Origin of the sequence: Larkinella soli (assembly GCF_003703975.1) — a bacterium.
In the GTDB taxonomy this organism is placed as follows: Bacteria; Bacteroidota; Bacteroidia; order Cytophagales; family Spirosomataceae; genus Larkinella; species Larkinella soli.
Window position 1 is genome coordinate 57,948 of record NZ_QTJY01000016.1, and the last position, 26,875, is coordinate 84,822.

The 26,875-nt window shown below is 57.7% G+C and carries 21 protein-coding genes and 1 tRNA gene; 9 read left to right on the top strand and 13 right to left on the bottom strand.

Features of this window, described 5'->3' with window-relative positions; genetic code table 11:
* Positions 1–29: 29 nt before the first annotated feature.
* A tRNA-Leu gene (locus tag DX909_RS23430) sits at positions 30–111 on the bottom strand.
* Positions 112–311: 200 nt separating this feature from the next.
* Between DX909_RS23430 and DX909_RS23435 the strand changes: the two genes are divergently transcribed.
* From DX909_RS23435 to DX909_RS23450, 4 genes are all read left to right on the top strand, one after another.
* Complete coding sequence (locus tag DX909_RS23435; protein WP_128547668.1) at positions 312–2,558, top strand: RelA/SpoT family protein; 2,247 nt, start codon at positions 312–314, stop codon at positions 2,556–2,558.
* A 24-nt stretch (positions 2,559–2,582) separates the two neighbouring features.
* Positions 2,583–3,101 carry a Fur family transcriptional regulator gene (locus tag DX909_RS23440; protein WP_128547669.1) on the top strand — a complete coding sequence of 173 codons (519 nt, stop codon included), beginning with the start codon at positions 2,583–2,585 and terminating at the stop codon, positions 3,099–3,101.
* A 74-nt stretch (positions 3,102–3,175) separates the two neighbouring features.
* The gene (locus DX909_RS23445; protein WP_128547670.1) at positions 3,176–4,459 is read left to right on the top strand and encodes an adenylosuccinate synthase; all 1,284 of its coding nucleotides are present in this window, start codon (positions 3,176–3,178) and stop codon (positions 4,457–4,459) included.
* 152 nt (positions 4,460–4,611) lie between these two features.
* A complete protein-coding gene (locus DX909_RS23450; protein ID WP_128547671.1) occupies positions 4,612–5,847 on the top strand; it encodes a sulfite oxidase in 1,236 nt (411 codons plus the stop codon).
* Here DX909_RS23450 and rodA read toward each other — a convergent pair whose 3' ends face one another.
* The 3 genes from rodA to DX909_RS23465 form a co-directional block, all read right to left on the bottom strand.
* Positions 5,848–7,077 (bottom strand): rod shape-determining protein RodA, encoded by a 1,230-nt coding sequence (rodA, locus tag DX909_RS23455; protein ID WP_128547738.1) that lies wholly within the window; start codon positions 7,075–7,077, stop codon positions 5,848–5,850.
* A 102-nt stretch (positions 7,078–7,179) separates the two neighbouring features.
* Positions 7,180–9,144 (bottom strand): penicillin-binding protein 2, encoded by a 1,965-nt coding sequence (gene mrdA, locus DX909_RS23460; protein ID WP_128547672.1) that lies wholly within the window; start codon positions 9,142–9,144, stop codon positions 7,180–7,182.
* A gap of 136 nt (positions 9,145–9,280) precedes the next feature.
* The gene (locus DX909_RS23465; protein WP_128547673.1) at positions 9,281–10,309 is read right to left on the bottom strand and encodes an SMP-30/gluconolactonase/LRE family protein; all 1,029 of its coding nucleotides are present in this window, start codon (positions 10,307–10,309) and stop codon (positions 9,281–9,283) included.
* 123 nt (positions 10,310–10,432) lie between these two features.
* Here DX909_RS23465 and DX909_RS23470 point away from each other — a divergent pair, with 123 nt between their 5' ends.
* Together DX909_RS23470 and DX909_RS23475 are read left to right on the top strand one after the other, a co-directional pair.
* The gene (locus DX909_RS23470; RefSeq protein ID WP_128547674.1) at positions 10,433–11,083 is read left to right on the top strand and encodes an oxidoreductase; all 651 of its coding nucleotides are present in this window, start codon (positions 10,433–10,435) and stop codon (positions 11,081–11,083) included.
* 6 nt (positions 11,084–11,089) lie between these two features.
* Positions 11,090–13,000 carry a D-apionate lactonase family protein gene (locus tag DX909_RS23475; protein WP_128547675.1) on the top strand — a complete coding sequence of 637 codons (1,911 nt, stop codon included), beginning with the start codon at positions 11,090–11,092 and terminating at the stop codon, positions 12,998–13,000.
* A gap of 226 nt (positions 13,001–13,226) precedes the next feature.
* Here the strand turns inward: DX909_RS23475 and DX909_RS23480 are convergent, their stop codons facing one another.
* Positions 13,227–15,737, bottom strand: a complete 2,511-nt coding sequence (locus DX909_RS23480) for a glutaminase family protein (RefSeq protein WP_128547676.1) — start codon at positions 15,735–15,737, stop codon at positions 13,227–13,229.
* Between the two features lie 53 nt (positions 15,738–15,790).
* Entirely contained in the window at positions 15,791–17,035 is a 1,245-nt protein-coding gene (locus DX909_RS23485) for a DUF6786 family protein (RefSeq protein WP_128547677.1), read from the bottom strand.
* Positions 17,036–17,119: 84 nt separating this feature from the next.
* On the opposite strand from DX909_RS23485, the gene DX909_RS23490 reads away from it, so the two are divergent.
* Positions 17,120–17,560 (top strand): GNAT family N-acetyltransferase, encoded by a 441-nt coding sequence (locus DX909_RS23490; RefSeq protein WP_128547678.1) that lies wholly within the window; start codon positions 17,120–17,122, stop codon positions 17,558–17,560.
* A 41-nt stretch (positions 17,561–17,601) separates the two neighbouring features.
* Here the strand turns inward: DX909_RS23490 and DX909_RS23495 are convergent, their stop codons facing one another.
* The 7 genes from DX909_RS23495 to DX909_RS23525 form a co-directional block, all read right to left on the bottom strand.
* The gene (locus DX909_RS23495) at positions 17,602–18,678 is read right to left on the bottom strand and encodes a CHC2 zinc finger domain-containing protein (RefSeq protein ID WP_128547679.1); all 1,077 of its coding nucleotides are present in this window, start codon (positions 18,676–18,678) and stop codon (positions 17,602–17,604) included.
* A 118-nt stretch (positions 18,679–18,796) separates the two neighbouring features.
* Complete coding sequence (gene atpH, locus DX909_RS23500; RefSeq protein ID WP_128547680.1) at positions 18,797–19,333, bottom strand: ATP synthase F1 subunit delta; 537 nt, start codon at positions 19,331–19,333, stop codon at positions 18,797–18,799.
* Positions 19,334–19,337: 4 nt separating this feature from the next.
* Positions 19,338–19,832 (bottom strand): F0F1 ATP synthase subunit B, encoded by a 495-nt coding sequence (gene atpF, locus DX909_RS23505; RefSeq protein WP_128547681.1) that lies wholly within the window; start codon positions 19,830–19,832, stop codon positions 19,338–19,340.
* A gap of 223 nt (positions 19,833–20,055) precedes the next feature.
* On the bottom strand, positions 20,056–20,307 hold the full coding sequence (gene atpE / locus DX909_RS23510; protein ID WP_128547682.1) for an ATP synthase F0 subunit C: 252 nt from the start codon (positions 20,305–20,307) through the stop codon (positions 20,056–20,058).
* Positions 20,308–20,346: 39 nt separating this feature from the next.
* Positions 20,347–21,438, bottom strand: coding sequence for a F0F1 ATP synthase subunit A (atpB, locus tag DX909_RS23515; protein ID WP_128547683.1), 1,092 nt, complete (start codon positions 21,436–21,438; stop codon positions 20,347–20,349).
* 19 nt (positions 21,439–21,457) lie between these two features.
* Positions 21,458–21,721, bottom strand: a complete 264-nt coding sequence (locus tag DX909_RS23520; RefSeq protein WP_229311163.1) for a hypothetical protein — start codon at positions 21,719–21,721, stop codon at positions 21,458–21,460.
* A gap of 131 nt (positions 21,722–21,852) precedes the next feature.
* Positions 21,853–22,107, bottom strand: a complete 255-nt coding sequence (locus DX909_RS23525) for an AtpZ/AtpI family protein (RefSeq protein ID WP_128547685.1) — start codon at positions 22,105–22,107, stop codon at positions 21,853–21,855.
* A 220-nt stretch (positions 22,108–22,327) separates the two neighbouring features.
* Here DX909_RS23525 and porW point away from each other — a divergent pair, with 220 nt between their 5' ends.
* Both porW and DX909_RS23535 read left to right on the top strand, forming a co-directional pair.
* On the top strand, positions 22,328–24,448 hold the full coding sequence (gene porW, locus DX909_RS23530; RefSeq protein WP_128547739.1) for a type IX secretion system periplasmic lipoprotein PorW/SprE: 2,121 nt from the start codon (positions 22,328–22,330) through the stop codon (positions 24,446–24,448).
* A 74-nt stretch (positions 24,449–24,522) separates the two neighbouring features.
* Complete coding sequence (locus tag DX909_RS23535; RefSeq protein WP_128547686.1) at positions 24,523–26,874, top strand: penicillin-binding protein 1A; 2,352 nt, start codon at positions 24,523–24,525, stop codon at positions 26,872–26,874.
* Position 26,875: the final 1 nt, after the last annotated feature.

A 26,875-nucleotide genomic window follows, 5' to 3' on the forward strand; every position in this document is an offset into this window, starting at 1 on the left:
TTCAGCAATTCCACAATTCATTTATTCCGTACGGGCGGAGGGACTCGAACCCCCATGCCTTGCGGCACCAGATCCTAAGTCTGGCACGTCTACCAATTTCGCCACGCCCGCGTAACTGTGACCATCTCCCGACGGTCAGTGACTCAATTCGGCCTGCAAAGGTACAAAGGTTTTTTTATCCTTCAAACCGGGCGCTGATCCTGCTTTAATTTTTAAAAGGAAACCTTTGTTTGACGACCCTGTTGTTCTATATTAGTAAAAAAGCGTAGCCTTCGAAGCTATAACGAGTACAACCGCAGAAGGACACCCCTATGAACACAACCGTAGAGCCGGTTATTGACCTGGAGCAGGAACGGAAGGAGATATTGAAGCGTTACCGCCGGTTATTGCGGGCCGCCAAGCCGATGCTGAAGGACAACGACGCCAAGCTGATCAAAAAGGCCTTCAATACTTCGCTCGAAGCCCACCAGAATATGCGCCGACGGTCGGGGGAACCGTATATCTATCACCCCCTCGCCGTGGCCCAGATTGCCGTCGAGGAAATCGGCCTCGGAACCACCTCCATCGTAGCCGCCCTCCTGCACGACGTCGTGGAGGATACGGAAATGACCATCGGGGACATCGACCGGCTGTTCGGTCCCAAAACGGCCCGGATCATCGACGGTCTGACCAAGATTTCCGGCAAGTTCGAGTACGGCACCTCCCAGCAGGCCGAGAACTTCCGCAAGATGCTGCTGACGCTGTCGGACGACGTGCGGGTGATTCTGATCAAACTCGCCGACCGGCTGCACAACATGCGGACGCTCGACTCGATGCCCCGCGACAAACAGCTCAAGATCGCTTCCGAAACCATCTACATCTATGCGCCCCTCGCCCACCGGCTGGGGCTGTACGCCATCAAGTCGGAACTGGAAGACCTGTATCTGAAATACGCCGAACCGGACGAGTACAAGGCCATTGCCCGCAAGCTGAGAGAGACCAAAACAACCCGCGACCGGTTCATCTCCCGCTTCATCGAGCCGATCGAGGACGATCTGAAGGAAATAGGCTATGAATACATCATCAAAGGCCGGCCCAAGTCGATCTATTCCATCTATAACAAGCTGAACAAACAGAAGAAGCCGTTCGAGGAAATCTATGACCTGTTTGCGGTCCGGATCATCATGAACGTACCGCCGGAAAGCGAAAAAGCCGCCTGCTGGCAGGCCTATTCCGTGGTGACGGATCATTATAAACCCAACCCCGACCGGCTCAAGGACTGGATCAGCACGCCCCGGGCCAACGGCTACGAGTCGCTGCACACGACGGTGATGAGCAAGGCCGGCCAGTGGGTCGAGGTGCAGATCCGGACCAACCGGATGGACGAAATTGCCGAAAAGGGCTATGCCGCCCACTGGAAATACAAGGGTGCCGAAACCCAGACCGGCCGGGGCATCGAGACCTGGATCAGCCAGGTCCGGGAGATGCTCGAATCGGCGAGCAACGAGAAAACGGCCGCCATCGAGTTCCTGGACGATTTCCGGAGCAACCTCTATAGCGAGGAGGTGTTCGTCTTCACCCCGAAAGGCGACCTGAAGGTGCTGCAGCGGGGAGCTACCGCCCTCGACTTCGCCTTCGACATTCACACGCAGATCGGCGCCCGCTGCATGGCCGCCAAGGTCAACTCGACGCTCGTACCGCTCAGCCACGTGCTGCACAACGGCGATCAGGTCGAGATCATTACGTCCAACAAGCAGAAACCCAGTGAAGACTGGCTGCGGTTCGTGGTCACCTCCAAGGCCAAGACCAAGATCAAGGACCTGATCAAGGAGGAAAACAAGCATCACATCACCGACGGCCGCGAAATGGTGCTCCGGAAGCTGAAAACCCTGCGGATCGAGATGACCAACGAGGTCGTGAACCAGCTGCGGGCCTATTTCGGCTCCAAAACGGTGAACGACTTCTTTTACCGGGTCGGGAAGGGCCACATCGACGTTCAGGAGCTGAAGAAGTTCAAGGCGGATAAGGAAGCGAAGGAAAACCGCCAGAACAAACTCAATACCGATACCCTTCAGGACGGCCGGCTGTTCGAGAAGGAACTGAAGAAAATCCACGGCGAACGGGCCGATGCGGACATGCTCCTGATCGGCGAGGACATGGACCGGATCGACTATACGCTCGCCAAATGCTGCAACCCGATTTCGGGCGACGACGTGTTCGGCTTCGTGACGGTCAACGAGGGCATCAAGATCCACCGCACCACCTGCCCGAACGCCGTCGAGCTGATGTCGAACCACGGAAACCGCATCATCAAGGCCAAATGGACCTCGCAGCGCGATCTGGCCTTTCTGGCCGGCTTACGGATTACGGGAACCGACCGGGTCGGGCTGGTCAACGACGTAACCAAAATCATCAGTAACGAACTGCATATCAACATCCGGTCGATCACCATCGACTCCCGGGATGGAATCTTTGAAGGCTCCCTGAAGTTGTACGTACATAACACCCATCACCTTGAAGAACTGATGAAAAAACTTGAAAAAGTCGATGGGGTCGTGAAAGTAGCACGGTTTGATTAATTTTGTAGAGTTAACGCGACGTTTATGCCGATAGCCAAACAAGCCAACCTGGAAGCCGCCAAGAAAATTTTCACGGCATATTTGGAAAACAAGGGGCTGAGGAAGACACCGGAACGCTTTGCGATTCTGGAGGAAATATATAATCGTGAGGATCATTTCGATGTGGACGAACTCTACATCTCGATGAAAAACAAGAAATACCAGGTGAGCCGGGCCACCGTCTACAACACGCTCGACGTGCTGGTGGAATGCGACCTGGTGACCAAACATCAGTTCGGGCGGAATCTGGCCCAGTATGAAAAATCGTACGGGTACAAACAGCACGACCACCTGATCTGTACCGACTGCCATCAGGTGATGGAGTTCTGCGACCCGCGGGTCCAGAACATCCAGAATATGGTGGGCGATCTGCTGAAGTTCAACGTGATGCACCACTCGCTGATTTTTTACGGAAGCTGCCAGCGCGACAACTGCGAAAACCGCGCCCGGGCCGGTCAGGAACGGGACCATCAGGAACACGGCGGCCGGCCGATTCTGGGATAAATCCAGGCAGGTAAGTTACCTGCCTGACTCATTTCATAGTGTTTAGTCAATCGCGTATATACAGTTCAGAACTAATGGTAGACGTATTACTCGGCCTTCAATGGGGTGACGAAGGCAAGGGAAAAATTGTGGACGTACTGGCCCCGCAGTATCAGGTGGTAGCCCGGTTTCAGGGCGGCCCGAACGCCGGCCATACGCTGGAATTCGACGGATATAAGCATGTGTTGCACCAGATTCCGTCCGGCATCTTCCGGGCCGACATCAAAAACATCATCGGGAACGGCGTCGTGCTGGACCCCATCGTTTTCCGGAAGGAAATCGACGGCCTGGGCAAATACAACCTCGACCTGAGCCGCAACCTGTTCATCTCCAAAAAGGCCTCCATCATCCTGCCGACGCACCGCCTGCTCGACGCGGCCTACGAACAGGCCAAGGGGGAAGCCAAGATCGGCTCCACCCTGCGCGGGATCGGTCCGGCCTATCAGGACAAGGTGGCCCGCCAGGGGCTGCGGGTCGGCGACATCCTCTCCCCGAACTTCCAGGCCAAATACCGGAAGCTGACCGAAGCTCACAAAACGATTCTGGAGCATCACCAGTTCGACTACCAGTCGACGCTGCCCCAGGCCGAGGAAGAATTCTTTGCCGCCGTCGAATTCATGAAGCAGTTCCGGCTGGTCGAGAGCGAATACGAAATCAACCGGGCGCTGGACACGCAGCAGAAGGTGCTGGCTGAAGGGGCGCAGGGTTCCCTCTTGGACATCGACTTCGGGTCGTATCCCTTCGTCACGAGTTCCAATACCATGACGGCCGGGGCCTGTACGGGTCTGGGCATCGCGCCCCGTCAGATCGGGGAGGTGTTCGGGATCTTCAAGGCCTACTGCACCCGGGTCGGCAGCGGCCCCTTCCCGACCGAACTGTCGGACGAAACCGGCGAACGGATGCGCCAGGAAGGCCGGGAGTTCGGCGCCACCACGGGCCGTCCGCGCCGGTGCGGCTGGCTCGACCTGCCCGCCCTGAAATACGCCATCATGATCAACGGGGTGACGCAGCTCATTATGATGAAGGTGGACGTCCTGAACATCTTCGATACCATCAGGATCTGTACTCATTACGAACTGCCCGACGGCACCCTGACCGAACAACTCCCCTATGACCTCTGCGACACGGCCGTCAAGCCGGTTTACAAGGAGTTCAAAGGCTGGAAAACCGGTCTGGCCGACTTCCACACCTACGAGGAGGTTCCTGCCGAACTGGCCGCCTACATCGATTTTCTGGAAGAAGCACTCGGCCTCCCCATCAGCTTTATCTCGACGGGGCCGGACCGGGAAGCCATCATTCACCGGGAAGCCGTCGTGTAATCTCATGGAACCGGTAATCGCCGGATAATGAACACCAAACCAGCAAAAGCCGGACGTCCGGCTTTTGCCGGTTACGGCCCGATCGCCTGAGTTCTTATAAAAACCGTCATCTTAAGGCCGGCCTGGGTTACCGCCCGGCCTGACCCTTCGTTATGAACCCTTCTCCGCTATTTAACCGTCGGGGTTTCCTGAAACGCAGTTCACTGGCCGCCATGGCCGGCCTGCTCGGCACCGAAATCGCCCTGGCCGACCGGCTGCCCCGGCATTACCTTCCGCTGGCGTTCCGCCTTGAACCGGACCCGATGACCGGCAAGCACAAGGACATGATCGTGCTCAACGACAAGCCCTGGAACATCGAAACGCCGGCTCACCTGCTCGACGACCCCGTCACCCCCGCCGAGAAGATGTTTATCCGCAACAACGGTCTGATACCGGACAGCATCGACGCGGCCGGCTGGACACTGACCATCAACGGCGAATCGGTCAATGCGCCGAAAACCTATACCCTGAACGACCTGAAAAAACGTTTCAAAACCTATACCTACCAGCTCGTGCTGGAATGTGCGGGCAACGGCCGGGCCAACTACAGCCCTCAGACAGCCGGTAACCAGTGGGGCGAGGGCGCCGTCAGCTGCGCCGAATGGACGGGCGTCCGGCTGAAGGACATCCTGGCCGACGTTGGGCTGAAGAACGATGCGGTATATATCGGGTATTTCGGCAAGGATCTGCACGTCAGCAAGGACCCTACCAAACCGGTCATTTCCCGCGGGGTGCCCATCCAAAAGGCTATGGAGGACGAAACCCTGATTGCCTGGGCCATGAACGGCAAGGACATTCCGGTGACGCATGGGTTTCCGCTGCGGCTGGTGGTGGGCGGCTGGCCGGCTTCCGTTTCGGGCAAATGGCTCCATACCCTCTCCGTCCGGAACAAGGTCCACGACGGTGCCAAGATGACCGGCAAAAGCTACAAAGTGCCGGTCAATCCGGTGGAGCCGGGCGTCGATCCGCCGGAGGATCAGTTCAAAATCATCGAATCGATGCCGGTCAAATCGGTGATCACATTTCCGAAAACCGGGGCCCTGATCGACCCGGACAAGCCGTTGACGCTCCGGGGCCAGGCCTGGGCGGGCGACCGGGCCGTGAAGCAGATGTTTGTTTCCTATGATTTTGGGGCCACCTGGCTGCCCTGCACGCTCAAAGCCCCCAGAAACCGCCTGGCCTGGCAGCAGTGGAGCACCGAGGTGAAACTGCCCCGCAAAGGGTATTACGAAATCTGGGCGCGCGCCGTCGACGACGCGGGAGTTTCCCAGCCGATGGTGATGCCGCAGTGGAACCCCGAGGGCTACTGCAACAACGCCTGCCACCGGATCGCCGTGAAAGGGGTGTAACTACCGGGTAAACATTCCCACCCGCCGGGAGTCGAGCTTCAGGAAGATGAACAGCAGAATCGAGAACGACCAGAGCGACGAACCGCCGTAGCTGAAAAAGGGCAGCGGAATCCCGATGACCGGCATGAGTCCGATGGTCATGCCGATGTTGATCATCACGTGGAAGAAGATGATGCCGGCGACCGCGTAGCCGTATACCCGGGCAAAGCGGGTCCGCTGTTTTTCGGCCAGGAGTACGATCCGGCAGAGCAGCATCACAAACAGCCCGACCACGATCAGGCTGCCCACAAAGCCGTGTTCCTCCCCGATGGTACAGAAAATGAAGTCGGTACTCTGTTCCGGCACGAAGTCGAATTTGGTTTGGGTACCCTCCAGAAAACCCTTGCCCGACATGCGCCCGGAGCCGATAGCGATCTTGGCCTGGGTCACGTTCCAGCCGGCCCCCAGCGGGTCGGCGGCCGGATTGATCAGCACCCGGATGCGGTTCTGCTGGTGCGGCTGAAGCACGTCGTTGACGAAGAAATCCACCCCGGCCACGATGGCGATCATGGCGACGGCCGACACCACGATGGCCAGCACGTTCTGGACCGACCGCTGATAATGGGGCGTCAGGAAAAAGGTAATGCCTCCCAGCGCCAGGATGGCGATGAACAGGTAGAGCTTCGGTACGATGAGTGTCAGAATGAACAGTGTCACCACCACGATGCCGATCAGCGGATAAATTCCCGGCAGACCTTCCCGGTACAGCATGATGATGAAACTGGCAAAGACGAGCATGGACCCGGTTTCGTTCGAGGCAATGATGAGCACGGCCGGCAGCGCAATGATCCCGGCACACCAGAGCTGATCCTTCAGCTTGTTCAGGTTGACGCCCGGATAGTCGATATAGCGGGCCAGGGCCAGGGCGGTGCCCAGCTTGGCGAACTCGGCGGGCTGGATGGAAAACGCCCCGAATTTAAACCACGACCGCGAGCCGTTGACGTTCGAACCGGCCACCAGAACCAGCAGAAGCGAAAGGATGGTCAGGCCGTAAATGACAAAGGCGAAAGTGTCCCAGAACCGGTAGTTGATCACCAGAATGGCGATGATCAGCAAAACCGTCGTTCCGATCCACATCAGCTGCTTCCCGGCATTGGTCGACATATCGAACAGGCTCGTCTGCGACTCGGGGCTGTAGACGGCCGCATAGACGTTCAGCCAGCCCATCAGCACACAGGCGATGTACAGCATGAGCGTCATCCAGTCGATATTCTGGGTAATTTGTGGTTCGCGCGTAACCAAGGCGATGGTAAGTTAAGACGTTCTGATTCCTGTGCGTACGGGTGGGGAGGCTTAATTTCCGGAGGTCTGACCCGGCTTCGGATTCAGCGGCTGCGGTTCGGTGCGGAGAACCGGCCGGGGCTGCGACCGGACGATCATGGGCTTCCGGGCGGTATCTTTCGGAGGTTCGGGCTTCTTCGGCGGAGCCGGCTTCTGGGGCGGCTCGATCACCGGAAGGAAACTTTTCGACTTGATGTATTCGTCGAGCCGTTTGTTGTCCACCCGGCGCTTCAGGTATCTCTCGATGATCAGCGAAGCCACCGGAGCCGCGGCCGACCCGCCCCACTTCCCGTTCTCGACAAAGACGGCAATGGCGATTTTGGGATTCTCACGGGGGGCAAAAGCCACGAAGATCGAGTGGTCGTCGCCCTTACGGTTCTGCGAGGTGCCGGTTTTTCCGCACATGACGATGCCGGGTATCCGGGCCAGGCCCATGACCGTTCCGTGTTCAACGGCCATCTGCATGCCTTCGACCACCGGCTCGAAATGCTTCGCGTCGATGCCGACCTCATGTTTCTCCAGGTATTTCGGATCGATGCCCTGGCCCGGCTTGCCGATACCGCTCACGAGGTGCGGGGTGTAAAACCAGCCCCGGTTCGCCATGATGGCGGCTACGTTCGCCATTTTCAGCGGGTTGATGAGCAGTTCGCCCTCGCCGATGCTCAGCGAGTAGATGGTGGAGAACTTCCAGCGTTTCTCTCCGTAAATCTTGTCGTAATAGTCGGCCCCCGGCAGGTTCCCTTTCAGCTCGCTGGGCAGGTCGACGCCGAGTTTCTGCCCGATGCCGAACTTCGACACCCTTTCGTGCCAGTCTTCCAGCCCCCGGGCGGAGGCCACGAAGGTGTTCCGCTCCTCGTTGTTGTAGAGCATCCGGCGGAAGACGTGGTAGAAATACGGGTTGCAGGAATACTGCACCGCCCCGTCGAGGTGAATCCCACCCGGGTGGCCGTGGCATTTCATCGGAACGCCCGCATGGGAGAAGGCCGAGGCCGGGCTGATGACGCCGTCCTGCAGGGCAATGACCGCCTGAATCAGCTTGAAGGTGGAACCGGGCCGGTAACTCGCACTCACCGGGCGGTTGATCAGCGGTTTGTAGGGGTTGCGGGCCAGCTTGGCGTAGTTCTTCGAAAAATACCGGCTGGAAAGGATATTGGGGTCGTAGGTCGGCGCCGACACCATGCAGAGAATCTGGCCCGTGGCCGGCTCGATGGCGACGACGCTCCCGACCTTGTTCTGCATCAGCGTATCGGCATACTGCTGAATTTCCACATCGATGCCGGTATAAAGATTGGCTCCGGCCACCGCCAGCGTGTCGAAAGCCCCGTTTTTCCAGGAGCCTTTCACCACCCCCCGAACGTTCTGCATCACGAATTTGATGCCCCGCCGACCCCGCAGCACCGATTCATACTGCTTTTCCAGACCACTCTGCCCAATATAATCCCCCTGCCGGTAATAGGGCGTCTCCTGCTCGTCGAGTTGTTTTTTGGACACCTCGCTCACGTAGCCCACCGCGTTGGCCATGGTGTGCGCCGGGTAGGTCCGCATGGAACTCGTCACGTGTTCGAAGCCCCGGTAATCGACAAGCGCATCCTGAATACGGGCAAAGTCCTCTTTGGAAAGCTGACGAAGAAAAAGTGACGGCTTGACGGGCGAGTAAGCTTTGGCGTTGGCCATGATGCTGTCGAACTCGGTGCGTTCGAGGTTCATCAGACGGCAGAAAGCGGCCGTATCGGGGATATATACTTTTTTCGGAGTGACGTAGAGATCGTAAACCGGCGTGTTAAAGACAATGAGCTTGCCGTTCCGGTCGTAAATCTGGCCGCGGTAAGGTATCTCGATAACCCGTTTGATGGAGTTACTCGACGATTCCAGCGAATAACTGTCATCCAGGATTTGCAGATAAAACAGACGCGAAAGATAAACCAGGCCAATCAGACAGAAAACGCTGATGATAATGTATTTTCTGTTCTCAATCATAGGGAACAATCCGGAAATTTCAACAACACGTTTTGTCCCGAATCAAGTACAAAATTAACGCTAAATGCCAAAAAACGGAGGGTCGGCAAATAAAAAAGCGGAGCCTGGTCAGGCTCCGCCGTTTGGGGCTTCCGGCTTAAAAGCCAGGTCCTTTGGCCAGGGTTTTTACCCGGCAGAGATACATATCGGCCGTAATGTACAGGGTAGACCCGTCGTCGCCCCAGGCACAGTTGGCGGTGGCCGCCCCGGTGCGGATGCGGCCCAGCAGCTTTCCCGGTCCGGCCGGCCGGTCGGGAGCCACGATGACGATACCGCCCGGGCCGCTCGACCACACGTTGCCGTTCCGGTCCACCTTCAGTCCGTCCGGGACGCCCCCCAGGTTCTGCCGCATTCCTTCCTTGCCGTCGTAAAAAATCCGTCCCGTCCCGACCGTTCCGTCGGCCTGCACCGGATAGGCCATGATGTAGGGTTTGTCCGGGTCCGACTGCCCGACGTACAGCGTTTTTTCATCGGGTGAAAAGGCGATTCCGTTCGGGCGGGTCAGGTCACCGACGATCAGCGTCACCCGGCCGTCCGGTGTCACCCGGTAGACGCCGTGAATATCCAGTTCGCGGGTCTTTTTGTCTTTTTCGCGCTCAGGCAGGCCGTACGGAGGATCGGTAAAATAAACGCTGCCGCCGGAGTGGACGGCCACGTCGTTCGGGCTGTTGAAGCGCTTGCCCTGGTAATTGTCGGCCAGGGTTTTCTTCCCCCCACCCCCATTCAGCGCCAACACCGAAATACGCCGGTCGCCGTGCTCGGCGGAAATCAGCCGGCCCTGCCGGTCGAGCGTCAGGCCGTTGCTGCCGGGCTCACCGCTGTAATGGGCCACGCCCGTATAACCGGAGGGTTTCAGGAAAGGCGTACAGCCTTCTTTCTCCGACCACCGGAAAACCGTATTCTGCGGCACGTCCGAGAAAAGCAGGTAACCGCCCTCCTTCACCCAGACCGGCCCCTCCGACCAGTCGAAGCCGGTGGCCAGCACCTCGATTTTAGCGTCTTTGGCCAGCAGCTGGTCCAGTTTCGGATCCAGACGTTCGATGGAGCCGATGGTCGGATACGTAACCTGCGCACAGGCCGAGTAGACCAGGGCGGAGAAAAAGAATGCGGAAAAGGTCGATTTCATGGGAGATTGGTTTTGGGCCCAAAGGAACGAAAGAAGTCACATTGAGTAGTTTTTCTGAATAAACTGGTAAAAAATAAAGAGTCGCTTATAAATTAGCAAGCCTAACAGAGAAAGGCCCCTGCGATGACCCAACCCAACCCCAGAACGGCGCTTGTCGTCGGAGCCACCGGACTGATCGGCAGCCTGCTGACCAACCGGCTGGTGGAATCGTCGGCGTACGAAAAGATCAAGGTGCTCGTTCGGCATTCGCTCGGGTGGCAACATCCCCGCCTTCAGGAGGTTCAGTATGATTTCGACCACCCGAACGGTTTACTGACCCAGGCCGACGACGTCTTCTGCTGCCTCGGCACGACTATGAAAAAGGCAGGCTCCAGAGAAGCATTCCGAAAAGTGGACTACCAGTATCCGCTCGACGTTGCCCGGCTGGCGCTCGCCAACGGTGCCCGCCAGTTTCTGCTGGTTTCGGCCATGGGAGCGGATTTCAATTCGCGGATTTTCTACAACCGGATCAAGGGCGAAGTCGAACGGGATATCGGTGCCCTCGCCTACCCCACCTGCCTCATATTCAGGCCCTCCCTCCTGCTCGGCGACCGCCGGGAATTCCGGCTGGGCGAACGAATCGGCGCCGGGCTGATGAAACTGCTCAACCCGCTGCTTCCGGCCCGTTACCGGGGCATCCGGGCCGACAGCGTGGCCAATGCCATGCTTGAAATGGCCCGGAAGGGTCTTTCCGGCCACCATATCTTCGAATCCGACCAATTGCAGGAATACTGATTTTCTATGTACTCACCCAACGTGATCCGCTACGGCCGGGAAGAACCCCTGCCCGTGGCGCACACCCTCCGCGCCGGTCCCCTGACGATGCTTTATGAGAACGGCTTCCTCCGCCGGATCCGGTTCGGCAGCCACGAGGTGCTGCGGATGATCTACCACGCCGTTCGCGACCATAACTGGGCGACGGCACCCTGTACCATCGAGGAAGAAACCATCGACCAACAGGAGGATTCATTCCGGATCCGGTATTCCTGCCGCTGCGCGACGGGTCCCATCGACTTTCGCTGGCACTGCGAGATCATCGGAGAGCCGGACGGAACGCTCCAGTTCAGCATCGACGGGCAGGCCCATTCGGAGTTCCGGCGGAACCGGGTCGGCTTCTGTGTGCTGCATCCGGTGCAGGAGTGCGCCGGGGAGCTTTGCCTGCTCACTCACCCGGACGGCAGCCGGTCACAGGCGGTTTTTCCGGTGACCATCAGCCCCCACCAGCCTTTCCTGAACATCCGCGAGATGGAGTGGCCGGTCGCCGTGGGCGGCTCGGCGGTCCTGTGGTTCGTCGGCGACGTCTTCGAAACCGAAGACCAGCGCAACTGGTCGGATGCTTCCTACAAAACCTACTGCACCCCGCTTTCGCGGCCCTTTCCGGTGACGCTGCAACCCGGTGATCGGGTTCAGCAGACGCTCGAACTGCGTCTGAAAATACCGGCAGCTCCTGGCTTATTTTCTGCGGAACCGGTTTCCGCGGTAACCATTGAAACCGGCTCGAAAGCCGTTCCGATACCACCCATCGGCCTGAGCGTCGGGCGGGAGCCGTTCGACGAGGATGCGGTTTTATTGCTGAAAAAAGCTCATATTCATCACCTACGCGTCGAGATCGACTTACGGGAGCCGAACTGGCCGGCCGATTTCCGGAAGGCCGTCGGAGAAGCCCGGGCCGTCGGTGCCGGACTGGAGCTGGTGCTGTTCTTCAACCAGCTGGCCAGCTTCGAATTATACGGCTTTCTGAAAGAAATCACCGACCACGATCTGATCTATTCCGTCCTGCTCCTGAGCAATTTTGCCAAAACCACCCCCGCTTCCCTGATCGAACAGGTGGAAGGGCCCTTGCGGCAGGCGCTGCCCCAGGCGCTGATCGGTGCGGGCACCAATGCGTTTTATACGGAACTCAACCGCTTTACTCCGCCCGCCGGCCGGCTCGACTTTTTCAGTTATTCCATCAACCCGCAGGCCCACGCTTTCGACAACCGAACGCTGGTGGAAAACCTCGAAGCCCAGGCCGACTCGGTGCGCGACACCCACGGCTGGATTTCGCGGGTTCATGTTTCGCCGGTGACCTTCCGCCCCCGTTTCAACCCGGACGCCACCGGCGACGACCCGGTTTCGGACCCGACCCGCATGCCGTTTGCCGTCGACCCGCGGCAGATGTCGCTGTTCGGGGCGGCCTGGACCGTGGGCAGCCTGAAACGCCTGATTCAGGCCGGGGCCGATTCCATCACGTATTTTGAAGCAGTCGGCGAAAAAGGAATTTTACAGGGCAGTTCGGCGAGCCGGTTTACCGGCCAGTTTCATGCCGCTGCGGGAACCGTATTCCCCGTATACTGGGTTCTGCGGGCGGTCAACGAATTTCGGAACGGCAGCTGCCTGCCCACCACGAGCAGCGACCCCCTGCGGGTGGAGAGCCTCCACCTGACCGACGGCCACCGTAACCGACTGATCCTCTGCAACCTGACAAGTGAACTGCAGACGGTCATCCGGCCGGTGCCTGGACCGGTGTCGGTGCGGGTGCTGGATGAAAGCGTTTCCGTCGAAGCGGGCCTGACGCCGGCCGTCTACGCGTACAAGGCCGGAAAGGAACTGGAGACCGGCGCAGAAACACTAACTCTGGAACCTTACGCCGTCTGGTTTCTGGATTTTTAAGGATTGACCACCCCCCAACCCCCTCCTTAACAAGGAGGGGGAGTGGCTTTGCAGGGGTTTGCCATCCCGACGCAGGAGGGATCTTGTGCCCGAATAACCGATCGCTTTAAGTGCTTACCCATAAGATCCCTCCTGCGTCGGGATGGCAAAACGCTTCCCCAAACAGCGTCTGAGAGGGCCGGGTCGCCGGAGCAAGGCTTCGCTTTGGCGGAATCAAAACCACCCTCTACTTATCGAGCAGTTTTATAAAGAACCCGCCGACCACGGACCGGGCCTGAAAGCCAACCTGCCGTCCGTTCGTGGTTTCGTGCCAGTCGCACAGGGGTACCCGGCTGGTCGTTTCATTGACGTACCTGTACAGAGGTTGAATGAAGGCGCCGAAATCCTTCTGGTTCTCGGTCAGGGTGGCGGTCCAGATGATCCAGTCGCCCTTCGTGTAGGTTTTCCGGCTGTCGAGCGGCAGGCCGTAGGTCTGTTGTTTCGTCAGGTAATATTTGATTTCCTTCCGGGCCACCTCTTTCGGGAAAATATCCGTTTTCAGAAGCTTGTCCCACACCAGGTTGTATTTCTGGCTCCAGCTGCCCTGCGGTTTGTCGAAGGTCAGGGCGTAATGATCCCCATCGGCGGCCATCTCCATCCACTTCTTCGCCAGGCTGCGGGCCTGGTTCAGGTTACGTTCGGCAATGTCGGCCTGCCCCAGCATGCCGGCCAGCTTTCCGTAGGCCGCAATGCCCATGATGGCTTTCACCGAGAGATTGGCGTTGCGCGCCAGATGACCGGCAAAGTCGTCGGTGCAGAGCTGGTTGGCCGGGTCGAAGCCTTCCTTCAGCAGAAAATCGACCCAGGTGGTCAGCGTCTGCCAGTGCTTGCGGGCGTATTCGGCGTTGCCCTCCGCCTGCGCAATCGCTGCCGTCAGAATCAGCATATTTCCCGATTCTTCCACCGGCATGTCTTCCCCGTAGGTCTGCCCGTTCGCCAGCGGGTACGTCCCGACATCGTGGGCCGCGAAGGGCTTCGTCCACTTGCCGGTTTCCGAATACTGGAAGATCGGTTCGAGCATCCCTTTCAGCAGGGTCGGATTGTACCGCAGGAACAGGGGCGCCGACGGATAGGTTACGTCCACCGTACCGATGGACCCGTTGCTGAAGTTTTCCTTGGAGAAAAACAGCACCTCGCCGTTCGGCCCTTCAACGGTTTTGTGGGCGGCAATGGCCTGCCGGTAAGCCAGCTGACAGAGTTCGGCATATTCCTTACCCCCGGCTTTCAGGGCTTCGTTGTACAGGTCCTGGTCGAACTGACGGCATTTTTCCATCAGCCGGCTATATTCCCGTTCCGCATCCTCCAGCATTTTCCCGGCGGTCATTTTCGGATCGCGACGCCACCAGGCCCGCAGGTTGCGTCCGAAATACTGGACCGAGTACAGATCGTCGTAACCGAGCGTGGTATGAACCGTCCGCGGCTGGCCGGAAACCGTTCCGAGGTCGTTTGAGAGGGCCATCATCTGATCGGAAGCCGGAGCGGCCGGGCGGGCCGGGAACGAAGTGCCGCCGACTTTTCCTCCCTGTGCAAACTGGCTGAGCAGATCGGATTCGGTGCCGAAAGCCGCTCCCGTCATCTGTGGGGAAGACAGAAGGGCATAACCCCAGTCGATCCGGACATCGTCGCCCTTGCGGCCCAGAATGTTCTGGGTGGTCGTACCCAATGACAGGGCCACCGATTTACGGGCGGCCGACGGGTCGCCCAGCACCAGCACTTTATCATCCACTTCCTGGTCAGGCTGATGGACGGCCAACAGGCCGGATGCGCCGGTCAGCAGCTGCACCTGATGCGGTTTGCCGTCGGCCGAACGAACCGTGTAGGTAAGGTAGGTGACCGGCCGCGTCAGGGTTTCCAGTTCATCGGGCAGCAGCGGGGTAGTGAACGTCACGGTCAGGCTGGCCGGCCCGGCTTTGAAGGTATAGGCCGATTGGGTTGCCGTGACGGTCAGAGACTGCTGCTCGGCTTTGGCGATGGCCTGGGGCAGTTTGACGATCTGCTCATCCACCAGCCCGACATCCACAAAGGAGTTTCCCTGCGGGTTTCTGCAATGCACCGCCAGCAGGTTCGGGCCCGGTTTCAGAGTAGCCAGCGCCACGGGGTTAATGGGCCGCACCTGGTAATCGCTGACACCGCCCTCGTTTTCATAGGCTTTGACGCCGTTCAGGTAGACCTCCACCCCGTCGTTGTTGCTGAGCAGCAGCTGCGGTTTTTCGAAGGAATTGCCGTTCAGCGTGAAGGTCCGGCGGAGCCAGACGTCGGTTTTCCACTCGGTTCGGGGGGTAGCCGGGTGCCGGTCGCTCTGATTGCCGAACGGGGCCTGACCGGCTTTCCAGGCGGCGGCATTAAAGTCCGGTTTTTCCCAGCCGTCCGCCGGTTTTTCCAGCACATAGGCGGCTTCGTAAGCCGTTTTCTGGGCCGTCGGTACGAGGGTGTTCAGCCGGGTGGCCGGGGCGCCCATGAACTGGTAGGTTTTGCCGTCGACCCGGATCAGGCCGTCGAGCGGTTGGGCACGGCCGGTCCAATGGCGGGTTGGGGAGTCGTTGAGCCGGTCGCTGAACGACCAGATGCTGGTATACGGATCAATCGTCACCAGCGGCACGGCGGGCGGCCGCTGGGCAAACGAGCTATGGATCAGACCTACGCAAAAAAGAAAGACGACGGCCTTTCGGTTACGTCGGGAAATGGCTGGAAAAATCATCGTGTCGGTTTAATTATCTATTGGTTAAAAGTAAGGGGAACATTCGGTTGAAATTAGGGAAAGGCACCCGTAATCTGGTCAAGCGGACTCCCGAGCCACTGTCGGGCAATGAGGTCGAGCTGGGTCGGATTGCCCTGAATATGCAGCGTCGTGTGGGTGTGGGTCAACCGCTCACCGGGACCGAGCGCGGCCGCCGGGGAGGAGCTTTCCAGTTCATAGAATCGGCCCATCTGCGGCTGGCCGGGTTTCATCGGCCCATCGTTGTAGGAGTTGACCACGTCCCCGCGATACGGCTGCTCCTGAATCTCCCAGGCCGAATTGACGTAGTCTCTTTTACCGGGATTGAACGTAAAGGTCACCAGCGTCAGCGTCCGGGTCGTCGGGTCGTAACTGCCGATCCAGTTTCTGGCCCGTTCCGGCGCTACCCCAATTTTACCCCGGTGGTTGGCGTCCGCCCGAAAAAAAGCCACGCTGTCCGTCACCACCAGTCGGTTCTGCGGGATTTTCCCAAAATAGGCATCGTTGATGGCCGGCCCGGCGCCGGGCCGAAACGGAATGACGACCGTGGTTTGGGGGGAAGCGTTGAACATCCCCAGAATCCAGATGGAAACGAGACCCTTCTCCTTCGTCCAGGCCGTTTTGCCCCGATTGAACAGGGTATTGACCGATTCGATCCCGACGATTTTCAGCGATTCGCTCATCGGAATACCGGACGCCCCCAGCGCCTGGTTGATCTGTTCAGGCCGCAGGAGTCGGATTTCCCGTTCCACGCCGAGGTCGAACACCGTCCCCGAATAGTTGGACACCCGGAAGTCCCGGCGGAAGCGGGCGGAACGCTGGTCTTTGGATTCGACGGTAAACGGTTCCGAGTCGATGGGCGCAGGCGTTTGCCAGTCGTCGCCGTTGAACGCTTTGCCTTTCTGGAAAAACAGGCCGAACTGCCCGCCTTCCGGCCCCAGCCAGAAGCGGTCTTCCCCGCCGAAGGCGTTCATGTGGGGCAGAAGTTTACCGGAACCGATCAGTTCATGGTTGATCCAGCCGTAACTCGTCTCGCCGTCGGCCGTGCTGGTCATCACCCGGCCCTGATAGGCCGGACAGATCAGCACCTGGGCGTCGCCGTCTTTCAGGGTGACCAGATCGGGATGAAATTTTTGCAGGAAAGCCGCATCGGCGGAGAAGGAATTCCTTCGGGTGGTATCGGTTTTGGCGGTCTTTTCCTGATCGGAAGAAGAGGTTTGGCAGGCAACGGCTCCCGCCAGCAACGGCAAAAAGGCAATTCTGCCTATTTTTTTCATCATCTGGTTTAGGATTCGTGATAAAATACCGAAATTTAACCACATCTTTTTCACATCCCGAAACCTTAAGCTAATCTTTATCCGGTTATGTCGCTCCCTGCCCATGTCCGACCGGCCACTCAGCAGGATGTCCGAACCCTGTATCGGTTCATCTGCGAACTGGAAGAAACGCAACTCGATGCGGTAGCATTCCGGGCCGTCTATCAGCGAAATCTCTCCGACCCGCGGGTCGTTTATTTTGTTGCCGAAGTGGAGGGAGAAGTGGTCGGGTTTGTCAGTTGCCATATCCAGTACCTGCTCCATCATGCCGGGAAAGTGGGTGAGATACAGGAGCTTTACGTATCGCCCGATTTTCGGAACCAGCACATCGGCCGTCAGCTGGTAGCTGCGCTGGAAGAGATGGCGCAGGAAAAGCAACTGGTAAATCTGGAGGTAACGGCCAACCAGAAACGGACGCATACGCACCGGTTTTACCAGCAGCTCACCTTCCGTCCCTCCCACTACAAGTTCGTCAAGGAGGTCCAATAACCTTTTCCCGACAATTTCCTGATTTTCAAAGGAGAGCGCAGTTACTGCCTATTTCGCCGGGTGTAATACTCATTGACGTCCTTGAAGCCTTCCTTGACGGTTCGGATCTGGGTGGAAATGCGGTGTCGAGTGAACAGCTCCGAGAATTCCTGAGCCGCCTTCTGTCCGGCCGTGTCGTTGTCGAAGATGAAGCAGACCTCGAACCGCTGGAACAGCTTGATCCACTCTTTCTTGAACATTGTGGCGCTGCCGAGGCTCACGGCGGGAATTCCCTCCTGCACCAGCGTCATGCAGTCGAACGCGCCCTCGGTCAGATAGACCATGCGGCCGGTTTTCAGCACGCTCAGGACGTCGGCATTGAACAGTTCGACCGGCACCCCGCTCAGGAACTGATACCGCGACACCTTTTCCGGCGGACTGCCGATCACCCGGCCCTGCAGGTAGACGATGCGCCCTTTGCGGTAATAGGGGATCAGGATCGGGTGGCGGTAAAAGATCAGGTTGCCCTTTTCGTTGAACAGGCCGCTCTCCTGAAGGTCGAGCAAACCATAGTTGTTGCGGAGATAAGCCTGGGCGGTGTCATATTCGTTGACCGTAAACAGGCGAAACTGGCGCAGGGTAATGTCTGAGAACCCGCGGCTCAGGAGGTACTCCCGGGCTTCCCGGCCTACCTCGTTGTCGGGTTGGCTGGAGCAAACGCGTTGAAAATCCTCATAAATATCGCTGTGGAGAGGCTTGTACACATAGGTTTTGGTGTCGGGCGGCAGGCCCTTCAGTTCGTTTCCGGCGGGTTTGAGCAGCGGCTTTTTCCGGGGGGCCGCCGGTCCGTCGGTACGCGGAAAGGGTCGCGGCTGATAGTCCGGCAGGTATTGGCCGGCCAGGTCGTGGAGGGCGGTCCGGTATTCCTGACCGGTTACTCCGGCGTAGAAGTTGACCACATCGCCGTGCCGTCCGCAGCCGAAGCAGTAGTATGAATTATTCTGCGGATACAGGACCAGCGAAGGCGTCTTTTCCGCATGGAAAGGGCAAAGAATCTTCCGGTGCTGATGGAGTTCATATCCGAGGTCGCGGATGACCTGCAGAATATCGATTCCCCGTACCTTCGTCAACAGGTCCATTCGATCGGCTCGACAGTTTGATTAAAGGTAACATTTTTAACCCGATCACGCACCTATCCTAAAAAAGCCGCCCCCCAAGCGGGAAGCGGCTTTTCCAATAGCTAACTTAGCTTTATACTTAATTCAGGAAATTCAATCGTAATTCGTTCAGCTGGCTCCGGATCGAGGCATCGACCTGACGGTCGCCGACTCGCAGGACATAGCCGCCAATCAGTTTGGGCTCTACTTTTTCTTCCAGTTCGACGCTTTTCCCGGTCGCTTTGGCAACGATGTCGATAAACTGCCTGCGAAGTTCGTCGGTCAGTGGAAGTGTCGTCGTGACCTGGGCTTTCTGAATGCCTTTCAGATCATTGTACTGCCGGATAAATTCGTCGGCAATGGAGTCCATGATTCCTTCCCGGTGCTTCTTCGTAATGATGTTAAAGATGGTGAAGGACAGCGGACTGACGCGCTCTTCAAAAATAGCGCGAAGGATATTCAGTTTCTTATCATGACGCAGGATCGGGCTTTTCAAAGCCAGCATCAGCTCCCGGTTTTTGTTGACCGTCTGCCTGAAGAAGGCCATGTCCTTATAGACTTCTTCGACCTTGTTTTTCTCCTGCGCCAGATCGATCAGGGATTTTGCGTATCGGAACGCTACTGTAGACTCGGCCATAACGTTAGTTCAGTCGGGCTTCCGCCACCATGTTCTTTACCAGTTCTTCCTGCGATTTCTTATCGCTCAGTTCTTTGCGCAGGACTTTCTCGGCAATTTCGAGCGAGAGGCCGACCACCTCCCGTTTCACCTGGGCGATCATGGCCGTCCGTTCCGACTGAAGCGCTTCGCGGGTTTGTTCCATGATGCGTTTTGCCTCTTCACCGGCTTTCACCTGGGCTTCACCGACGATCCGGTCACGGGTTTCGTTGGCACTGCGGATGATGGCGTCACGCTCGGCGCGGGCCTCCGCCAGCAATTTCTGGTTGTCGGACTGAAGTTTAGCCATCTCCGCCCGGGTCCGTTCGGCCATGTCGAGGGCGCTCTGGATATCGGCTTCGCGCTCTTTCAGGCTTTGGGTGATGGGTTTCCAGGCAAATTTGGTAAGGATGAAGAACAGCAGGCCGAAAACGACCACCATCCAGAATAATAAGCCAATATCAGGAATAAGCAGATCCATGAATTTTCAAATTATGATTTATGAATACTCTCGATAAACCAATGCTTCGACGCTCCGGAAACCGGCCGGTAAAGCCGGGGGAACGATACCGCCGGGGCGGTTTTAATTTCTTTTTGGAGGAACCCGCCGGACGACTATTTCGATCCGGCGGGCCTTTCCAAGGGGGTGGGTAGTGGGCCGGCGCCTAATGCAGCCGGCTACCCGAACGCTGGTGGTCGGCCGATTACCCGAGGGAAATCAGCAGACAGATAACAGCCGCGAACAGGGCCACGGCTTCGATCAGGGCCGCGATGATCAGCATGGCGGTTTGGATACGACCGGCAGCTTCCGGCTGGCGGGCGATCCCCTCCATGGCCGAACCACCGATGCGACCGATACCCAGACCGGCGCCGATAGCCGCCAGACCGGCGCCGATGGCAGCACCCATTACGTCAAAACCGTACTCGGCAACCGCCTGTAATAACAGAGCTAACATGATAAATTATAGTATAAAGTGAAACAAAAGAATGCGGAATCAGTGTGCTGCCGGGCCTTCGTAGCCAACCCCGTGGTCAGGCTCGTGGTGGTCTTCGATCGCGCTGCCGATGTACATCGACGAGAGCAGCGTGAAGATGAAGGCCTGCAGGAAGGCAACCAGCAACTCGATCAGGTTCATGAACAGAGAGAAAATCACAACCAGCCAGCTGACGCCCCAGCCCATGCCTTCACCGCCCAGGTTATTGGCAATGAAGATCAGCCCCAGAAGGCTCAGGATGATGATGTGACCGGCCGTAATGTTGGCAAACAACCGGACCATGAGCGAGAAAGGCTTCATGAACACCCCGACGATCTCGACCGGAATCATGATCGGAAGCAGCGCGACGGGTACGCCGGTCGGCTTGAAAAGGTGCGCCCAGTAGTGCTTGTTGCCGCTCAGGTTCACGATCAGGAAGGTGATCACCGCCAGCGTCATCGTGACGGCGATGTTCCCGGTCAGGTTGGCACCACCGGGCAGCAGGCCCAGCAGGTTGTTGACCAGAATGAAGAAAAACAGCGTCAGCAGGAAAGGCAGATACCGTTCGTACTTCGGACCGATGTTCGGCTTGGCCACCTCGTCGCGAACGAACAGGATGATGGGCTCCAGGAACGACTGAAGGCCCTTCGGTGCCTTGCCTTTGTTCTTCTCGTATCCGTTCCGAACCGAGAAAAATACCAGAAGCAGGATGACGGCGCTCAGGAGCAGGGAAGCTACGTTTTTGGTGATCGAGAAGTCGTACACCTTCACGCTCTTGTCCGGTTCTCCCCCGGCACCGGCCCGGTAAATATGGTTGTGTTCCTTTACGTACCCGTTGTAGGTGGATTCGTGGGCAAAACGGGAAGACGAGAACACCTCCAGACCGCGGTCCTGCGTGTACAGGATGACCGGCAGCGGCAGGGTCAGCCCGTGGGCAAATTCCCAGCCGTGATCGTCTTTGATGTGGTGCATGATCATTTCACCCACATTGAACTCTTTCTTCGCTTCGCCTTCGGCGTGTCCGTGTTCGTCGTGCTGGGCCGTAACCACAGCGAACGTACTCAGAAACAGCGCAATACTCAGGAAAATTTTATGAAACAGCGAACGTATCATATGACGTAAAGTGGCGGTCTTACAAATCGCGACGCAATTTACGACTCAAACCGTAGATTTCAAAGATTGTATAACATATATATAGTACAAGAAAATTAAGTATAAAGACTTTGCGGTCGGTGACGCCCCGAAACAGAAAGAAGCCGACAAAGGCCAGCCCCAGAATAAGCCGGGCCACGATGGAGGCCATATAAAACGGCACGAACTTTTCCCGATTGTTCTGAAAACCAGCTTCCATCAGCCGGTGGAGCAGGAAGGATACGCTCAGAAAAAAAACGAGCATACTCTTCCAGGAGGGATGCAGCCAGGGGGTCGGACCACTGCGTTCGGCTACAAAAAATCCAATTGCCAATAAGATGGTAAATACGACGCTTCGGATCATGGGCAAAAGCCGGTCGGATTCCGGCGCTTCGTTTATGGCTTGGGCAGACCCCGGATAAACAGATACAGGGAAGCGCCGATAGCCACCAGCGACAGGACAATGGTCCAGAGGGGCTTTTCATTCCCCTGCCATTCATCCAGTTTAACACCGCCCCACACGCCCAGGCCGATGGTGCCAAGCATCTGAAAACCAAGAGATGAGTATTGCGCGAAGGCGTTTGTCTTCCGGACCCCCTCGTCCAGTTTATTCCGGAATTCGGGGTCGTCTTTCGGGTTTTTATCTTCCATGGGTCAACCTATTTTCGTATTTTTGTTGATGTGGCACGCATTTCGATACGGATTTAATAACGGCTGCGTTAGTACTGTGTTGGTTCTGCGAAGGTAGAAAGCCTCCGGCCGGTTACCAAGTTTCTCTTTTTCGATAATGCAACGAAGGTTGTTCAACCGTTTTAGCCTCCCCCACCCTGCGGTTTCCTCCGGATTCGGCCGAATCGTGGCTTGTCTGGTCATGGCGGCTCTCACCGGCGGATGTTCTCAATATAGCACCAAAAAGCTCCCCGTTGCCTTCCATAACCTGACGGCCCGCTACAACGCCTACCTCATCGCCCGCGACCGCATTCGCGAACTGGAACGCTATCAGTTCAAAAAACGGCAGGAAAATTATAACCAGCCGCTGCCGATTCTGTTGCCTTTCGACTCTACGCAGATCGAACCGCTGCGAGCCCAGCTGGACGACGCCATCAAGAAGGCATCCATTGTTGCGGAACGGCACCAGAACAGTAAGTGGCTCGATAACAGCTACCTGCTTTTAGGAAAGGCCCGGCTTTTTCAGGAAGACTATGCCAATGCCATGGAGGTGTTCAAGTATGTGAATACCAAGGGGACCGGCGAGGATGAAAAACACGAAGCCCTGATCGGCCTGATGCGGACCTATATCGAGGTCGGCGATTACGCCAACGGCCTCAACGTGGCGGAATACCTGCGTGCCCAGCCGCTCAACAAAGACAACACCCGCGACTACTATCTGACCAAAGCCTATCTGCACCAGAAAAAGGGGGAATATGCCGTGGCGGCCGGCCTGCTCGATGCCACCTTCCCTTTCCTGAAAAAAGGGGAGCCGACGGCCCGCCTGCACCTGATCGCGGGGCAGCTGTATGACCTGATCAAAAAACCGGAAGCCGCCGTGGCCCACTATAAGTCGGTTTTACGGACCCGTCCTTCCTACGAACAGTCGTTCTTCGCGACCATCTACTCCATCCAGGGCGGCCGGGCCGGCAGTGAGCGGTTCAGCCAGATGCTGAACGACCGGAAGAACAACGACCTGAAAGACAAGATTTACTATACGATGGGGATCCTCGAAGCCCGGAACGGGCGGTATCCCAAAGCCATCGAATACTGGCGCAAATCCGTCAGGGAAACGACCACCAATACCAGCCAGATTCCTTACACCTACCAGGATATGGCGAAGGTCTACTTCGAAAACCTGCATGACTATCCCCGCGCCAAAGCTTACTACGACAGCGCCCTGGCCCTGCTGCCCCAGCAGTCGGCCGATTACAACAGCCTGCTGGGCCGGAAACGGACCCTGGACGAATTTGTGCAGTACCAGACGACCATCCGGACCGAAGACAGCCTCCAGAAGCTGGCGCAGCTGAATCCGGCCGCGCTGGATCGCCTGCTCGACGAGACCATCGACCGGCAGGTGAAAAAGGAGCAGGAAGAAGCCGCCCGGATGCAGGCCCTGGCCGCTCAGTCCGTGAAGATGCCGGCCACCAGCTCCGACATTCCGGCCGATCAGAAGTGGTATCTCTACAACCCTGTCAACATCACCCAGGGACGGGCCGAATTTGCCCAGCGCTGGGGTAACCGGACGCTGGAAGACAACTGGCGACGCAGCCAGAAGGAAACCTCCACCCAGACGGCGGTGGCCGATGCGCCCGCCCAGTCGGCGGCTACGCTGAATGCATCCGGCACCGACCAGGCCCGGCCGACGGCCCTCTCGAATGATGAACGGAAGGGCCGGAAAGAAGCTCTGTATGCGACCGTTCCGCTGACTCCCGATGCCCAGCGGCTATCGGAACAGCGGCTGGAGGAGGCTTATTACCACCTCGGCAAAATTTATAAATTCCAGTTCAATCAGCCGGAAGAGGCCATTTCCACCTTTGAAACGCTGCTGACCCGCTTCCCGACCACCCAGACCAAACCGGAGGTCTATTACCTCCTGTGGGTGTCCGGCGAACAACTGGGCCGGTCGACGGCCTGGAAAGATAAGCTGCTCGCCGAATTCCCGAATTCCTCCTACGCCCGGCAGATCGGCAAATCGTCGGAAACCAATACCAATGAGGCTCAGTCGCAGCGGACCTACGCAGAGATTTATGCGCTGTATAAAGCCGAAAACCTGACCGAAGCCCTCAGCCGGGCCGAAGCCGCCATGCCCGCCGTGACGGGCAGCCTGATCGAAGACAAGATGGCGCTCCTGCGGGTCATCCTGATCGGCAAGGTCAAAGGGGTGGAACCGTACCGCCAGGCGCTCAATGAATTCATTCGCGACTACCCCGCCAGCCAGCTGATTCCCCGGGTGCGGGATTTACAGGCTGCCGTTGAACAACCATCCGCCAAACGGAGATAGTGTTTTTGGGTAAAAAGTGTACATTTGGTAACAACGGGATCTTGTCTTATATATCGTAAATCTGTTAACCCCTTATGTTTGAGTTACAACCGGGTACGTACCGACGCCTGATTGCGAGACTCTGGAAACTTACCCTGGCAGGCCTACTCCTCCTGGTACTCTATATTCTGGCGGTTAGTTTTAATTTTCTCTGGCTTTTCGGCGGAATGCCCAGCCTGAAAGCCCTGGAGAATCCGCAGAGCCAGCTGGCCTCGGAAATTTATACGGAAGACGGCGTTCTGCTGGGTAAGTACTACCTCGAAAACCGGACGCCTATCGAAATATCGCAGGTTTCTCCCAATGTTATCTCGGCCCTTCTGGCGACGGAAGATGCCCGTTTCGTCAAGCACTCCGGCATCGACGCCCGCAGCATTTTCCGGGCCGTCAACGGGATTCTGACGGGCAGCTCCAGCTCCGGCGGGGGCAGTACGCTCACGCAGCAGGTGGCGAAGAACCTGTTCGAAACCCGGACCGAAAAGTTCAGGGGCCTGCTTGGCGGTATTCCCTATATCCGGGTTCTGATCGATAAGACGAAAGAATGGATTCTGGCCGTCCGGCTCGAACGGAACTATACCAAGCAGGAGATCATGATGATGTACCTGAACACGGTTTCGTTCGGGAATAACACGTATGGGATCAAAACGGCGGCCAAAACCTACTTCAACAAGGAACCCTGGCAGCTGAACGTCGAGGAAGGCGCCCTGCTGGTCGGGATGCTCCAGAACCCGTCCCGGTTCAATCCGCGCTCCTATGAGGAACGGACGCTCCAGCGCCGGAACGTGGTGCTTTCCCAGATGCGGAAATACGGGTTTCTGACCGATCAGCAGTTTGCCCTGTACAAGCAGAAACCCATCCGGCTGGACTTCAATATCGAGAATCAGAATACCGGCCCGGCGGCTTATTTCCGCTCCGTCATCCGCGATGAAATCCAGAAGTGGCTGGATGATTATAACGACTCCAATCCGGAAAACGAACTGGACCTGAATACCAGCGGATTGAAGATCTATACGACCATCGACTCCCGGATGCAGAAAGCCGCCGAAGAAGCGGTCTATGAGCACATGCGGGAGCAGCAGCGCAAGTTTTACGAACACTGGCGGGGCCGCAACCCCTGGACTCAGAAGGTGGGCGGGGCCTATCGCGAAATTCCGGGGTTTATCGAGCGGGTCGCCAAACGGACTCCCCGCTACATCGCCCTGAAGAAAGAGTACGGCGACGACGAAAAAGCCATCTGGCAGGAAATGCGGAAACCGGTCAAAATGAAGGTATTCGTATATGGGGGCCGTCGGAATGAGAAGGATACGATCATGAGCCCGCTCGATTCCATCAAATACTACAAGCGCTTCCTGAACGTCGGGTTCATGTCGATGGACCCGCGCAACGGTCACGTTAAGGCCTGGGTGGGCGGGGTCAACTTCAAATACCTGAAATTCGACCACGTCCGTCAGGCTAAACGGCAGCCGGGATCGACCTTCAAGCCGTTCGTGTACCTGACGGCCATCGACAAAAACTTCCTGACGCCCTGCGACCGGGTGACGGACCAGCCGGTCACCTTCGCGCCCTATGAAGATCATGGAGGGCCGAGGTCCTGGACACCCCAGAACTCGACGGGCCGCTACAGTTACCAGCAGCTGTCGCTCCGGCAGGCGCTGGGCCGCTCCGTCAATTCGGTGAGCGCCTACCTCATCAAACAGTCGAAAGCGGCTTCCGTGATCGAATACGCCCAGAAGCTGGGGGTGGAAAGTAAACTGACCGAAAACCCGACCCTCTGCCTCGGTACGAGCGACGTCTCGGTGTATGAGATGGTGGCGGCCTACTGCACCTTCGCCAACGGCGGCTACCGGGTCAAACCGCTCACCATCCTGAAGATTACGGACAAGAACGGCAACCTGCTGAAGGACTTCTTTGCCGAAAACAAGCTGGTGATCAACGCCAACACCGCCTATCAGATGCTGTATCTGATGCGGGGGGCCGTAGAGGACCCGGACGGCACTTCCCAGCGGCTTCGGACCCAGTACAAACTGCTGGAAGGCGGAAACGAGATTGCCGCCAAGACCGGTACGACTTCCAGCTACTCCGACGGCTGGTTCATGGGTATGACCCAGAACCTCGTTTCGGGACTTTGGGTAGGGGGCGACGACCGAAGCATCCACTTCCGGGATATGTCGCTGGGACAGGGCGCACGGGTTGCCATGCCGGCCTGGGCCATGTATATGCAGAAAGTCTACGCCGACCCGACCCTGAAGCGGTCGCACCCCCGCGAGCCGTTCCGGAAGCCGGACGGTTTCAACCTGTCACTCGACTGCGGCCGGTATTACATCGACTCGTCGCAACGGTATATTCCACCAAAAGTCGTGGAATCTGAAGAGGAGGAGATCCTGAACTGAC